We start from the raw sequence: 13,843 nt of genomic DNA, 5'->3' as shown, positions 1-13,843 counted from the left end.
TTCCAGAAAATTCGCATGAAAGAAACGCGGCCTGCTCCAACAGCCGGTGATGCAGCTTGAAAATGGGCAGAAATCGGATCGCTCCGATTGACTTCAGGCGCAGGAACATATAGTGAACATACTAATGAAGAAGTCGCTAACAGAACGCTTGGCCATCCTTTCCGATGCCGCGAAATATGACGCTTCCTGCGCTTCCAGCGGCACGGTGAAACGTGATTCCCGCGCAAGTGGCGGGCTCGGTTCGACCGAGGGATCCGGCATCTGTCATGCCTATGCCCCGGACGGGCGGTGCATTTCGCTTTTGAAAATACTGCTGACCAATTTCTGCATCTACGACTGCGCCTATTGCGTCAATCGCTCGTCGAGCAATGTCGAACGGGCGCGCTTTACGCCCGAGGAGGTCATCTGGCTGACGCTGGAATTCTATCGCCGCAACTATATCGAGGGCCTGTTCCTTTCTTCCGGCATCATTCGTTCGTCCGATTACACAATGGAAGAGATGGTTCGCATCGTCCGCGAACTGCGTGTGACGCATAACTTCCGCGGCTATATCCATCTGAAGTCGATCCCTGAAGCATCGCCGCGTCTGATCGAGGAAGCGGGGCTTCATGCCGACAGGCTGTCGCTCAATATCGAGCTGCCGACCGATCACGGCATCACCCGTTTCGCGCCGGAAAAGAAGCCTGCCAATATCCGGCGATCGATGGGGGATCTTAGGCTGAAGATCGAGGCCGCCGGCGAACCGACGCTGCAGACGAAGAAGCGTCAGCGTTTCGTGCCGGCCGGCCAGAGCACACAGATGATCGTCGGCGCCGATGGCGCGAACGATGCGACGATCCTTGCGACCAGTGGCCGGCTTTACAGCAGCTACGGGCTGAGGCGCGTCTACTATTCCGCCTTCAGCCCGATCCCGGACTCGTCGAAAAACCTGCCGCTGATCAAGCCGCCGCTGATGCGGGAACACCGGCTCTACCAGGCTGACTGGCTCTATCGATTCTACGGTTTCGGCATCGACGAGATCACCGCGAACCAGGCGGATGGCATGCTCGATCTCACCCTCGACCCCAAACTTGCCTGGGCGCTCGCCAACCGGGCCGAGTTCCCCGTCGATATCAACAAGGCCGAGCGTGAACGGTTGCTGCGTGTGCCCGGCCTCGGCACCAAGACAGTCAAAGCGATCGTTTCGGCCCGTCGTTTTCGCCGCCTTCGGTTGGACGATCTTTCGCGGCTCGGCATTTCGATCAAGAAAGTCCAATCCTTCATATCGGCGGAAGGCTGGTCGCCGCGCCGATTGATCGAGCGCCCCGACCTTCGCGCCATGTTCGAACCGAAACCCGAACAATTGTCGTTGCTGTGATGCGCCGGGTCGTGCTTTCAGGACGCGGGGAGCTTGCCGAATGGCGTGACGCCGCGCGCGCTTTCGCGGCTGCCGGCATCCTGCCGGAAGAGATCGAGTGGCGCGAAAAACGCGCTGAGCCGGGTTTTGCGTTTCAACACGACGCCATGCCGCCTCCGTCTGCCGCAGCACGCAAGCCGATGACGGTGCCGCCCGCCTTCATCGAGCTCGCGGAGACAGTTCTCTGCCATTCCGACCTGGCGCGCTTTTCCCTGCTTTACCGGCTGCTCTGGCGGCTGCAGCTGGACCGGCAACTGCTTGAAGTGGCCTCCGACGAGGACGTCGCCCGCGCCAGGCTGATGGCGAAAAACGTTCGACGCGACGCGCACAAGATGACGGCCTTCGTCCGCTTCAAGGAGGTTGGTGCGGTGTCGGCGGGCCGTCGAAAATTCCTCGCCTGGTTCGAGCCGGATCACCATATCGTCAGGCGCACAGCGCCCTTCTTCCAACGGCGCTTCACCGACATGGACTGGCTGATCGCGACGCCCAAGGGATCGGCCGCGTGGGACGGCGAGCGGCTGACGATGAGCGACGAACCGTGTGAAAAACCCAATCTCACAGATGCTACCGATGACCTCTGGCGCACTTACTACGCCAGCATTTTCAATCCGGCGCGGTTGAAGTTGAAGGCGATGCAGGCGGAGATGCCGAAAAAATACTGGAAGAACCTGCCGGAAGCCGATCTCATCCCTGGGCTGATTGCATCGGCGGAGAGCAAGGTGCGGGCCATGGCCGCCCGGGAGGCGACCCAATCGTTGCCCTTTCACGATCGCCTGCAGGAAGCCGCGCGCAGCATTCCAGCTGAACCCGAAGCGCCGGCGGGCACGCTGGAAGCACTGGGCGCGGAAGCTGCCGCCTGCACCCGCTGTCCGCTTCATGCGAAGGCGACGCAAACCGTATTCGGGGAGGGGCCGCGCGATGCCGAGGTGATGTTCGTCGGCGAACAGCCGGGCGACCAGGAGGATATATCAGGGCGCCCCTTCGTCGGTCCCGCCGGCAGGCTTCTCGATCAAGTGATCAGTGAAGCGGGCATCGACCGCTCAACGCTTTACGTCACTAATGCCGTCAAGCATTTCAAATATGAGCCGCGCGGCAAACGTCGCATCCATCAGAAGCCCAATATGGGTGAGGTGAAGCACTGCCGCTGGTGGCTCAATCTGGAGATGGCGCTGATCAAGCCGAAGCTGGTGGTTGCGATGGGGGCGACGGCGCTTTCGGCGCTGACCGACACGAAACAGCGGCTGCAGGACGTCAGGGGGAAAGCGATCGCGATCGACGAGAGGCGAACGCTCTTCGTAACGGTGCATCCATCCTATCTGCTGCGTATTCCCGACGAGCGGCTGAAAGCGGAGGAACTGGCACGATTTCGCGAAGATATGCTGACAGTTCAGCGCCTTATGCTGGCAGTTGCATAAACTGATTCAGAAGCCTCCGGCGATGCCCAATGGCAAGGCAGGTGCCATCGCTGATCTAGCGATGGCGTTCCGTATCTCAGGCGAAGTAGCTCTGCAACGGCCGCACTTCCAGATTGCCGGCTTTCAGCGCCTTGATCGCCTGGGCGGCGGCCTCGGCGCCTGCCATCGTCGTGTAGTAAGGCACCTTCTGCATCAGCGTCGCACGGCGCAACGACTTGGAGTCCGAGATCGCCTTGTTGCCATCGGTGGTGTTGATGACGAGCTGGACCTGGCGGTTGCGGATTGCGTCCTCGATGTGCGGACGGCCTTCGAGCACCTTGTTGATCTTCGTGGCGGTGATGCCGTTTTCGCCGAGGAAGCGGGCGGTGCCGCCGGTTGCCAGCACTTTGAAGCCCTGCTCGACGAGGATGTGGATCGCCGGCAGCACGCGCGGCTTGTCCGCGTCGCGGACGGAGACAAAGACCGTCCCGTCACGCGGCAGCTCGACGCCGGCGCCGAGCTGCGACTTGGCGAAGGCCAGCGCAAAATCGGTATCGAGGCCGATGACTTCACCGGTCGAGCGCATTTCCGGGCCGAGCAGCGTGTCGACGCCGGGGAAGCGGGCGAAGGGGAAGACGGCTTCCTTGACGGCGATGTGCTTCAGCTTGCGCGGATCGGGCTTTTCGCCGTAGGCGGCGAAGGTGGCATCGAGTTTCTCGCCGGCCATGACGCGGGCGGCGATCTTGGCGATCGGCGCGCCGATGGTCTTTGCGACGAAGGGCACGGTGCGCGAGGCGCGCGGATTGACTTCGAGCACGTAGACGACATCGTCCTTGATGGCGAACTGGACGTTCATCAGGCCGCCGACATTGAGGGCTTTGGCCATCGCCTTGGCCTGGCGCTCCAGCTCGTCTAGCATCTCGTTGGAGAGCGTGCGCGGCGGCAGCGAGCAGGCGCTGTCGCCGGAATGGATGCCGGCTTCCTCGATATGCTCCATGATGCCGGCGACATAGACGTCGGTGCCGTCCGAGAGGCAGTCGACATCGACTTCGATGGCGTGGCTGAGGTAGCTGTCGAAGAGCAGCGGGTTCTTGCCGAGCAGGGTGTTGATCTGGCCGGTCTTGTCGTTGGGATAGCGCTGCTTGATATCCTCAGGTACCAGTTCAGGCACGGTATCGAGCAGGTAGCTCTGCAATTGTCCTTCCGAATGCAGGATCTGCATGGCGCGGCCGCCGAGCACGTAAGAGGGACGCACGACCAGCGGGAAGCCGATTTCGGTGGCGACCATGCGGGCCTGCTCAACCGAATAGGCGATGCCGTTGTTCGGCTGGTTGAGGTCGAGCTTCATCAACAGCTTCTGGAAGCGGTCGCGGTCCTCGGCAAGGTCGATCATGTCAGGCGCGGTACCGAGGATCGGGATGCCGTTCTTTTCCAGCGCCTCGGCAAGCTTCAGCGGCGTCTGGCCGCCGAACTGGACGATGACGCCGACGACTTCGCCCTTTTCCTGTTCTGCCCGCAGGATCTCGATCACGTCCTCGGCCGTCAGTGGCTCGAAATAGAGGCGGTCCGAGGTATCGTAGTCGGTCGAAACGGTTTCCGGGTTGCAGTTGATCATGATCGCTTCATAACCCGCATCCTTCAAGGCGAAGGCAGCGTGGCAGCAGCAATAATCGAACTCGATGCCCTGGCCGATGCGGTTCGGGCCACCGCCGAGGATGACAACCTTCTTGCGGTCGGAGACTTCAGCCTCGGAGCGGGCGGCGCCGACGAAAGGCGTCTCATAGGTCGAATACATGTAGGCGGTCGGCGAGGCGAATTCGGCCGCACAGGTGTCGATGCGCTTGAAGACGGGGCGGACATTCAGCTTGTTACGGAATTCGGCGACTTCCTTCGGGCGCTTGCCGGTCAGCGTCGCCAGGCGCGCGTCGGAGAAGCCCATGGCCTTCAGCATGCGCAGGTTTGTGGCATCCTGCGGCAGGCCGTGCTCGCGGATGCGGGCCTCCATCTCGACGATCGCCTTCAGTTCAGCGATGAACCAGGGATCGATCTTGCAGCCTTCGTGGACTTCAGCTTCGCTCATGCCCTGGCGTAGCGCCTGGGCGACCATGCGCAGGCGATCGGGCGTCGGTGTGCCGATTGCGGCGCGGATAGCGTTCTGGCTGGATTCGCCCTCTTCGAAGCCGGGGATCTCGATCTCGTCGAGGCCCGTCAGGCCGGTTTCCAAGCCACGCAGTGCCTTCTGCAGCGATTCGGCAAAGGTGCGGCCGATCGCCATGACTTCACCGACCGATTTCATCGCGGTCGTCAGCACCGGCGAGGCGCCGGGGAATTTCTCGAAGGCGAAACGCGGGATCTTGGTGACGACGTAGTCGATCGACGGTTCGAAGGAGGCAGGCGTTGCGCCGCCGGTGATGTCGTTATCCAGTTCGTCGAGCGTATAGCCGATCGCCAGCTTGGCGGCGATCTTGGCGATCGGGAAACCGGTGGCCTTGGAGGCGAGCGCCGACGAGCGCGAAACACGCGGGTTCATTTCGATGACGACGAGACGGCCGTCCTTCGGATTGACGGCGAACTGGACGTTCGAGCCGCCGGTCTCGACCCCAATCTCGCGCAGCACCGCGATCGAGGCGTTGCGCATGATCTGGTATTCCTTGTCCGTCAGCGTCAGCGCCGGCGCGACGGTGATCGAATCGCCAGTATGGACGCCCATCGGGTCGATGTTCTCGATCGAGCAGATGATGATGCAGTTGTCCGCCTTGTCGCGGACGACCTCCATTTCATATTCCTTCCAACCTAGCACCGATTCTTCGACCAGCACTTCGGTGGTCGGCGAGGCATCGAGGCCGCCGCCGACGATCTCGAAGAATTCCGAGCGGTTGTAGGCGATGCCGCCGCCAGTGCCGCCGAGCGTGAAGGAGGGACGGATGATGGCGGGCAGACCGACATGGTCGATCGCCTGGGCGGCAATTGCCATGGCATGGCTCATGTAACGCTGCTTGCGGTCGCTCTCGCCGAGGTTCCACTGGTTTTCCAGCTCGTCCAGCGCCTTGTCGAGGTCGGATCCGGAGAGGCTTTCGCGCAGCTTGATGCGCTCGGCCTCGTGCGTCTTGCGGTCGAGGTCCTTGATGTCGGTGGCGTTCGCCAGCATCGAGCGCGGGGTTTCGAGGCCGATACGGGCCATCGCCTCGCGAAACAGCGCGCGGTCCTCGGCCATGTCGATGGCGGCGGGCTTGGCGCCGATCATCTCGACATTGTAGCGGTCGAGCACGCCCATGCGCTTCAGCGAAAGCGCCGTGTTCAGCGCCGTCTGGCCGCCCATGGTCGGCAGCAGCGCATCCGGGCGCTCCTTGGCGATGATCTTGGCGACGACTTCGGGGGTAATCGGCTCGACATAGGTGGCGTCGGCAAGACCCGGATCGGTCATGATCGTCGCCGGGTTGGAGTTGACGAGGATGACGCGGTAGCCTTCCTCCTTCAGCGCCTTGCAGGCTTGGGTGCCGGAATAGTCGAACTCGCAAGCCTGGCCGATGACGATCGGTCCCGCGCCGATGATAAGGATCGATTTGATGTCTTGGCGCTTCGGCATGGGTGCTTCCGTTTTCTGGCTGCGCAGAAAACCGGCCAGGGTGGGAGATCACCGGGTCGGGTCGCGCATGCTGGGTCTTTTCAGGCTAGAAGCGGCTTATAGGCAAATGTATTTGCAAACGGAACCCCATAAATCGCGGAATCGACAGGAATCCAACACGGCGCGAAGGGCTATTTCCCGTCAGACACGACCGCCACCCGGATTTCGCCGCCGCCCTGCTTCCGGAAGAGCGTAAACGGGAGTCCTGTCAAGCGCTTGGCGCGCCTTCTTTACGTGAAGCGGCGGCGCACTTCCCCGGCATAGCTACGGCTGACCGGGATTGCCTTGCCGTCGCGGGTGAGGATCAGCAGCCTGCCATTGTCGCGCTTCAAGCTTTCGACATGGGCGTCGGCCACCCAGTGCGAGCGATGGACGCGAAGGCCCGGCGTCGCGGCGGTTTCCCTAAGCGCATCGGCGAAACGTAAGAGCACCAGTTCGCGCCCGCGGCTGGTCACCACCTCGGTATAGTGGTCCTGAACGGAAAGGCGCAGCAGCGAGCCACGATTCTCAGGCTTCAGCCGGTCAAGGATCGAGGCGCCGGGGCTGGTTTCCTGAGGCGCTGCGGCTTCGGCGATTTTCTGGCTCATCGCCATGTAGGTCAAAAGGCAGAAGAGGGCGCAGAGCGGCACCGCAAAAAGCGCGCGCTGCAGGCCGCTTTCGAGCGTGGTCGCTTCGCCGGTGAAGACATAGTCGACGAGGCCGATGGCAAAACCGATCGGCAGGGCGGCTATGAGCGAACCCGCCATCATCCGGGCGAACATGGAAACGATCAATCCCCGCAGCAGTCTTTCGGCCGCAACCGCGCAGAGGATGGCGATCACCCAGGCAAGGGCATGCAGGCTCAGCCAATAGGCGAGGCGTTCGCCGAAGGCCATGTTTTCCATCGTGCCGTAGGGGCCGGTGACGGCAAAGAGCAGGACGATCGCGGCAAAGGTTCCCCAGAAACGCCGGGAGTGGAGAAAGACCTGCAATTCGCGAAGCGTGGATTGCAAGAAGAGGTGAATCACGAAGTTTTCCTGCCGTTCGCGCGGTTCGGATTGAGGCAGATGCAGTCTTGGCGGAAAGAGCGATCGAATTCAACCGGATGCCGCTGATGACCCTCGAACCGCTCCTCGATGCCCCGTTCGCCGTTCAGATCCATGTCGCCGCTGTTACACCGGCGGCACTTCTCGGCGCCTATATCCTGCTGCGCCCCAAGGGCACGCCGCTGCACCGGCTGCTCGGCAGGATCTGGATGGCGCTGATGGTCATGACGGCGATATCGAGCTTTTTCATTCATGAGCTCGATCTCTTCTACGGGTTCAGTCCGATCCATCTTCTGTCGATCGCAACGCTGGTCGGCAGCTGGAACGCGATCGCGGCGGCCCGCCGCGGCGATATCCGTCTGCACAAGCGCATCGTCGCCGGCCTTTATTTCGGCGGCATCGTCCTTGCCGGCCTGTTCACTTTCGTGCCTGGCCGGATCATGCATGCGGTCATCTTCACCGGCGCGGAATGGCCGGCTGTCCTTGCTGCGGCGGTGATCGGCTCGATGCTCATCGCAATCGCGCTGCGTCGCCGACGCGGGCGCCTGATTGCCCGATGAAGTCGCTGGAATTCCGGCGGCCGACGGATATATAACTCCTTGAGCGCAAGCACAGGCATTGCCGGGGAGAGCGAAGATGGAATGGAAAGGCCGGCGTCAGTCCGACAATATCGAGGATCGCCGCAGCGATCCGACCGGCGGCGGTTTCGGCCGCGGCGGCGGCTTCAACTTTCCTTCCGGCGGCGGTGTTCGCCGCGCCGGTGGCGGCCTCAGCATCGGCACGATCGTCTTCCTCATCGTCATCTATTTCATCTTCAAGATGATGGGCATTGATCTGCTGCAGATGCTCGATACCGGCGGCACGACAAGCGGTCCTGGCTACGAGCAGAGCCAGTCAGGCGGAACACGCACGCCCGCCAACGACGAGATGACCGCATTCATGCGCACCGTCCTTGCCGAGACCGAGGATACCTGGAAGGGCATCTTCCAGGCGCAGGGCCAAAATTACGAAGAGCCGCGTCTCGTGCTGTTCTCGGGCTCGACGGCATCGGCCTGCGGCTCCGCATCATCTGCAACAGGCCCGTTCTACTGCCCGAGCGACCACAAGGTCTATCTCGATACCGAATTCTTCCAGGAGCTTTCCGACCGCTTCGGCGCGTCGGGTGATTTCGCCGAGGCCTATGTCGTAGCTCATGAGGTCGGCCATCACGTGCAGAACCTGCTCGGCATCCTGCCGAAGTTCAACCAGGCCCGCCAGCGCATGAGCGAGGCCGACGCCAACAAGATGTCGGTGCGCGTCGAGCTGCAGGCCGATTGCTTTGCCGGCATCTGGGGCAAATATACCCAGCAGAAGGGCCTACTTGAGTCAGGCGATCTGGAGGAAGCGCTGAACGCAGCCCAGCAGATTGGTGACGATTCGCTGCAGAAGCGGTCACAGGGTTACGTCGTCCCGGAAAGCTTCAACCACGGTACCTCGGAGCAGCGGGTCAGATGGTTCAAGCGCGGTTTCGACAGCGGCCAGCTGTCGGCCTGCGATACGTTCTCCGGCCCAATTTGAGGAGAGAGGAGGGGCGCGCACGGCACAAAGCACATCGCCGCCCCTTCCATCCCTTGCTTACTTCTCGCTGTCCATATGCTGCAGCATATGCTCGGGATAACGCCCACCCACGGCCGCGTCTTTCGGCACGGCGTGTTCGATGATGGCGAAATCTTCTGGCGACAGGTCGATGGCGCGTGAGCCGAGCGCCTCGGTCAACCGGTCGCGGCGGCGGGCGCCGATGATCGGGACGATGTCCTTGCCCTTGGCGGCGACCCAGGCGATGGCGATCTGGGCGACCGAGACGCTCTTTGCCTGGGCGATCTCGCGCAGCTTCTCCACCAGAGCGAGGTTCTGCTCGATATTGCCTTCCTGGAAGCGCGGGCTGTAGGCGCGAAAATCGCCGGCCGTCCCACCCTGGCCCTTTTGCCAGTGGCCGCTGATCAGGCCGCGCGAGAGCACGCCGTAGGCGGTGATCGAAATGCCGAGTTCGCGTGTCGTCGGCAGGATCTTCTCCTCAATGCCGCGCGAGATCAGCGAATATTCGATCTGCAGGTCGACGATCGGGGCGACAGTGGCGGCGCGGCGGATCGTGTCGGCGCCGACTTCCGACAGGCCGATATGCCTGACATAACCTGCCTTGACCATGTCGGCGATGGCGCCGACCGTGTCCTCGATCGGCACGTTCGGATCGAGGCGAGCGGGGCGGTAGATGTCGATATAGTCGACGCCGAGGCGCTGCAGCGTATAGCTGAGGAAGTTCTTCACCGCGACCGGGCGGGCGTCGATGCCGCTCCAGCCGCCGACGGGATCGCGCAGGCCGCCGAATTTGACGCTGATGACGGCGTTTTCGCGCCTGCGACCCTTCAATGCCTCGCCGATCAGCATTTCGTTATGGCCCATCCCGTAGAAATCGCCGGTGTCGAGCAGGTTGATGCCGGCATCGAGCGCGGCATGGATCGTCGCGATGCTTTCTGCGCGATCGGAGGGGCCGTACATGCCCGACATGCCCATGCAGCCGAGGCCGATGGCCGAGACATCGGGTCCGGTCTTTCCCAAACGATAGGTCTGCATTGTCTTCTCCTTCATTTGCGCCGCGCGGCCGGATCGGGCATCCGCGCCGAGTGGCGTTGCCGGACGCCGTTCTACCGCTTTCGCATTCGGGCGATAATTGGACAGCATCGAACAGGCTGTGCGGGGAAATGCACAATGACCGGTCTTGTCTTCTGATCTGGATGCCGTCGCGGCGATTGCAAGGGAACGCATCCCCCGGCGATCCGCTGGGCGGCTGGCGATTTTCGGAAGCTGGAACAACAGCGTGCGCCCACCGGTTGAGGCCTCCCATAAATTTCCCGTTGAACATTATCAAAAACTTTGAAATGTTCACGGATTGTTTCGGTTTCTTTTCTGAGCTATGTCACTTTCTCGGCGACGAGATCGTCTTTTCAGAACCAACCGCTGTAGAGATGCCTCATGCTTGACCCCAAATTCGTTCGCCGCGGCCTTTTCCTGGTCTTCATCATCCTTTTCCTCGACATTATCGGCATCGCCATCATCATGCCGGTGCTGCCCGCCTATCTGGAGCAGCTGACCGGTGGCAGCGTCAGCGATGCGGCGATCGACGGCGGCTGGCTGATGCTGGTCTATGCCGGCATGCAATTCCTGTTCGCGCCGCTGCTCGGAAACCTGTCCGACCGTTTCGGCCGCCGGCCGATCCTTTTGCTTTCGGTGCTAACCTTTGCGATCGATAATTTCATCTGCGGCATCGCCACCAGCTTCTGGATGCTGTTCGTCGGCCGTGTGCTTGCCGGCATCAGCGGCGGCAGTTTCGCCACCTGCTCAGCCTATATTGCCGATATCAGCACGGAGGAGAACCGGGCGAAGAATTTCGGGCTGATCGGTATCGCCTTCGGCGTCGGTTTCACCATCGGCCCTGTCGTCGGCGGTGTCCTCGGCGAATTCGGCCCGCGTGTGCCATTCCTCGGCGCGGCCGCGCTATCGCTTGTCAATTTCATCGCCGCCTGCTTCCTGCTGCCGGAGACGCTGGAGGCGAAGAACCGCCGCCGGTTCGAGTGGAAACGCGCCAACCCGCTCGGCGCTTTGCGCCAGATGCGCCATTATCCCGGCATCGGCTGGGTCAGCCTCGTTATGTTTCTGTTCTTCCTGGCGCATGCCGTCTATCCCTCGGTCTGGGCGTTCGTCTCGACCTATCGCTACGGCTGGAGCGAGGGGCAGATTGGCCTGTCGCTCGGCATTTATGGCATCGGCGCCGCGCTCGTCATGGGGCTGGTCCTGCCGCGGATCGTGCCGGTGCTCGGCGAGTGGAAAACCGCTCTTCTCGGTCTCTGCTTTTCAGCTGCAGGATTGACCGGCTATGCCTTCGCCTGGGAGGGCTGGGTGGTTTACGTCGTCATCGTCGCGACCGTCATCGAAAACGTCGCCGACCCGCCGCTGCGCAGCATCGCCGCCGGCATGGTGCCGCCTTCGGCGCAGGGTGAGCTGCAGGGCGCGCTTACCAGCCTCAGCAGCATCACCACCATTGTCGGGCCGCTGATCTTCACCCAGATGTTTTCCTATTTCACGCGGCCTGAGGCGCCTGTCACTTTTGCCGGCGCACCCTATCTTGCCGCCGCGCTGTTCATCCTGGTGGCCGCCGGTGTGTTCCTGCTGCGGGTCCGGGCCCGTGAGCCGGCCGAGGCGCTGGAAGCGGCCGGTTGATCGATCAGAAACGCTGATGCGATGATGAATTTTTCATCATCTGCCTCATTTGGGGTAGTTCTTTGCAGGGCTTTGATCTAAGCCCGGATGATATTTCGCCGCAAGCTGCGGCGACGCATATTTCAATCACAGGACTGGTGTCATGGACACGCCGATCGACGCGCGCAGGCTTGCGCCGACAAACGATAATCGTTGGGGCGCACATTTCCGTGCCACGCTGGCGCTCGGCATTCCGCTGATCGGCGCGCAGCTTGCCCAGCTCGGCATCAACACCACCGATGTGATGATCGTCGGCCGCCTCGGCGCCGAGCATCTTGCGGCAATGGTGCTTGCGGCGCAGTTCCTGTTCACGATCCTGATCTTCGGCTCGGGCTTTGCCATCGCCGTCATTCCGATGGTGGCGCAGGCCTATGGCCGCGGCGACCTCGTCTCGGTGCGACGGTCGCTGCGCATGGGCCTGTGGGTGGTGATCGCATACTGGGTCATCATGCAGCCGGCCTTCTTCAATTCGGAGCAGGTCCTCCTCTTCGCACAGCAGAAGCCCGAGGTGGCCAAGCTCGCCCACGGCTACATCATGATCGGCCAGTTCGGCGTGCTGCCGGCGCTGCTCTTCAACGTCATGCGCTCGCTCGTCAGCGCCATCGGCAAGGCTGGCATCATCCTCAACGTCACCATCGCCACGCTGGTGATGAACGCGATCTTCGCCTATATCCTCGTGCTCGGCCATTTCGGCTTTCCGGCGATGGGGCTCGAGGGCGCGGCGATCGTTTCGGTCGCCGTGCAGACGGCCGGCTTCCTCTTCATCCTGGCTTTCGTGCAGCGGCGCGAAGAGACGCGGCGCTACGAGATCTTCGTGCGGTTCTGGAAACCCGACTGGCACGCGCTGCTGGAGGTCATCCGGCTCGGTTTCCCGATCAGCGTCACCATCCTTGCCGAGGTCAGCCTGTTCACGGTGGCTTCGCTGCTGATGGGCTATATCGGCACCATCGAGCTTGCGGCTCATGGCATTGCCCTGCAATGGGCCTCGATCGCATTCATGATTCCGCTCGGCCTCAGCCAGGCGGCAACGGTGCGCGTCGGTGTCGCCCACGGGCAGGGCGATTATCAGGGGCTGGTGCGCGCTTCGATCACCGTGCTCATCCTCGCCTGCGCCATTTCGGCGGTGGGCAGCGTGCTCTTTGCCTCCATGCCGCAATTCCTCGGCAGCTGGTTCCTCGACGTCAACTCGCCCGAGGCGCCTGAGGTACTTGCCTATGCCGGGCCGTTGATCGTCGTTGCCGGGCTTTTCCAGCTTGTCGACGGGCTGCAGGTGATCGCCAATGGATTGCTGCGTGGCCTCAAGGACGCACGCGTGCCGATGATCATGGCGTTGATCGCCTATTGGCCGATCGGCTTCTTCCTCGCCTGGGCCTTTGCCTTCCCGCTGGGTTTCGGTGGCATCGGCATCTGGTTCGGCTTTCTCGTCGGGCTGGCGGCCGCCGCCGTCATGCTCTGCGCGCGCTTCTACCTTCTCCTTCGCCGGGAGGCGGAACTGGCCCACGCCTGAGCCGGCCGCCTCCGCCTTCAGGCCGCGACAGGCTTGTAGCCGGCGATATCGGCGTGAATGCCGAGACGCGCAAACATTTCCTGCGGATCGAAATTGGCGGCCCTGTGGGCCGCAGCGACGGCGGCCCGCGCGCGCTCGACGACTTCGGTATTTTCCCATTCGGCAATCGTGACGAAATTGAATTCGCCCGGACCGGCGACCTGCTCCAGCACCCTGTGATCGATGAAACCGTCCTGCGCCTCCAACACCTTGTGGGTCATCATCACTTTGACGAGAAATTCCTCGCGTGCCGCCGCCGGCACGATGAACTTGTCTACACGAAAGAAAGCTCCGCTCATCCAGTTTTCTCCTGCATCAGATGTCTGCAGGCAGATCTGTAATTCCTCAAGTTAAGCTGAGGTCAATAGGCGGATAAAGAAAAAGGCCCGCCTGGGCGAACCTTTGGGCTACTGACAAAGCGGCCAACTCCTCTTTCGTCATGCTCGGGCTTGTCCCGAGCATCTGCCTTCGGTCGATATGTGGCAGATCCTCGGCACAGGGCCGAGGATGACGAAGAGTGAGGTTTGTCAACAAGTCAAAGGCCAACCTTGGCGGTCGGAAATC

At 62.1% G+C, this 13,843-nt stretch carries 10 protein-coding genes; 6 read left to right on the top strand and 4 right to left on the bottom strand.

The genetic code is table 11. From position 1 onward, the window contains the following. The first annotated feature begins 124 nt into the window (after positions 1 to 124). Positions 125 to 1,357, top strand: a complete 1,233-nt coding sequence (locus ACM5SV_RS28295; protein WP_113545268.1) for a putative DNA modification/repair radical SAM protein — start codon at positions 125 to 127, stop codon at positions 1,355 to 1,357. Further along, positions 1,357 to 2,811 carry a UdgX family uracil-DNA binding protein gene (locus ACM5SV_RS28290; RefSeq protein ID WP_222004360.1) on the top strand — a complete coding sequence of 485 codons (1,455 nt, stop codon included), beginning with the start codon at positions 1,357 to 1,359 and terminating at the stop codon, positions 2,809 to 2,811. Before ACM5SV_RS28295 ends, ACM5SV_RS28290 begins: the two co-directional genes overlap by 1 nt. 76 nt (positions 2,812 to 2,887) lie before the next feature. Here the strand turns inward: ACM5SV_RS28290 and carB are convergent, their stop codons facing one another. Together carB and ACM5SV_RS28280 are read right to left on the bottom strand one after the other, a co-directional pair. Beyond that, entirely contained in the window at positions 2,888 to 6,376 is a 3,489-nt protein-coding gene (gene carB / locus ACM5SV_RS28285) for a carbamoyl-phosphate synthase large subunit (RefSeq protein WP_012758395.1), read from the bottom strand. A 269-nt stretch (positions 6,377 to 6,645) separates the two neighbouring features. Beyond that, entirely contained in the window at positions 6,646 to 7,422 is a 777-nt protein-coding gene (locus tag ACM5SV_RS28280) for a LytTR family DNA-binding domain-containing protein (RefSeq protein ID WP_012758394.1), read from the bottom strand. Between the two features lie 47 nt (positions 7,423 to 7,469). Between ACM5SV_RS28280 and ACM5SV_RS28275 the strand changes: the two genes are divergently transcribed. Continuing rightward, the gene (locus ACM5SV_RS28275) at positions 7,470 to 8,000 is read left to right on the top strand and encodes a DUF2306 domain-containing protein (protein ID WP_017994780.1); all 531 of its coding nucleotides are present in this window, start codon (positions 7,470 to 7,472) and stop codon (positions 7,998 to 8,000) included. A gap of 76 nt (positions 8,001 to 8,076) precedes the next feature. Beyond that, the gene (locus ACM5SV_RS28270; protein WP_017994779.1) at positions 8,077 to 8,997 is read left to right on the top strand and encodes a neutral zinc metallopeptidase; all 921 of its coding nucleotides are present in this window, start codon (positions 8,077 to 8,079) and stop codon (positions 8,995 to 8,997) included. Positions 8,998 to 9,054: 57 nt separating this feature from the next. On the opposite strand, the gene ACM5SV_RS28265 is transcribed toward ACM5SV_RS28270, so the two are convergent. Next, entirely contained in the window at positions 9,055 to 10,050 is a 996-nt protein-coding gene (locus tag ACM5SV_RS28265) for an aldo/keto reductase (protein ID WP_026157431.1), read from the bottom strand. A 399-nt stretch (positions 10,051 to 10,449) separates the two neighbouring features. On the opposite strand from ACM5SV_RS28265, the gene ACM5SV_RS28260 reads away from it, so the two are divergent. Then, complete coding sequence (locus tag ACM5SV_RS28260) at positions 10,450 to 11,694, top strand: TCR/Tet family MFS transporter (RefSeq protein ID WP_012758390.1); 1,245 nt, start codon at positions 10,450 to 10,452, stop codon at positions 11,692 to 11,694. Between the two features lie 142 nt (positions 11,695 to 11,836). Beyond that, positions 11,837 to 13,240 (top strand): MATE family efflux transporter, encoded by a 1,404-nt coding sequence (locus tag ACM5SV_RS28255; protein ID WP_012758389.1) that lies wholly within the window; start codon positions 11,837 to 11,839, stop codon positions 13,238 to 13,240. 17 nt (positions 13,241 to 13,257) lie between these two features. Here ACM5SV_RS28255 and ACM5SV_RS28250 read toward each other — a convergent pair whose 3' ends face one another. Continuing rightward, a complete protein-coding gene (locus tag ACM5SV_RS28250) occupies positions 13,258 to 13,578 on the bottom strand; it encodes an antibiotic biosynthesis monooxygenase family protein (protein ID WP_012758388.1) in 321 nt (106 codons plus the stop codon). Positions 13,579 to 13,843 lie beyond the last annotated feature (265 nt).

Origin of the sequence: Rhizobium sp. CRRU65, assembly GCF_048551595.1 — a bacterium.
In the GTDB taxonomy this organism is placed as follows: domain Bacteria; phylum Pseudomonadota; class Alphaproteobacteria; order Rhizobiales; family Rhizobiaceae; genus Rhizobium; species Rhizobium leguminosarum_J.
The sequence above is the reverse complement of the archived record's forward strand: the minus strand, read 5'-3'. Positions and strand labels throughout refer to the sequence as shown.

Bases quoted from the DNA above. Each gene is read 5' to 3' on its own strand.
- ACM5SV_RS28295 (WP_113545268.1), top strand. From the start codon at position 125: ATGAAGAAGTCGCTAACAGAACGCTTGGCCATCCTTTCCGATGCCGCG.
- ACM5SV_RS28290 (WP_222004360.1), top strand. From the start codon at position 1,357: ATGCGCCGGGTCGTGCTTTCAGGACGCGGGGAGCTTGCCGAATGGCGT.
- carB (WP_012758395.1), bottom strand. From the start codon at position 6,376: ATGCCGAAGCGCCAAGACATCAAATCGATCCTTATCATCGGCGCGGGA.
- ACM5SV_RS28270 (WP_017994779.1), top strand. From the start codon at position 8,077: ATGGAATGGAAAGGCCGGCGTCAGTCCGACAATATCGAGGATCGCCGC.
- ACM5SV_RS28265 (WP_026157431.1), bottom strand. From the start codon at position 10,050: ATGCAGACCTATCGTTTGGGAAAGACCGGACCCGATGTCTCGGCCATC.
- ACM5SV_RS28260 (WP_012758390.1), top strand. From the start codon at position 10,450: ATGCTTGACCCCAAATTCGTTCGCCGCGGCCTTTTCCTGGTCTTCATC.
- ACM5SV_RS28255 (WP_012758389.1), top strand. From the start codon at position 11,837: ATGGACACGCCGATCGACGCGCGCAGGCTTGCGCCGACAAACGATAAT.
- ACM5SV_RS28250 (WP_012758388.1), bottom strand. From the start codon at position 13,578: ATGAGCGGAGCTTTCTTTCGTGTAGACAAGTTCATCGTGCCGGCGGCG.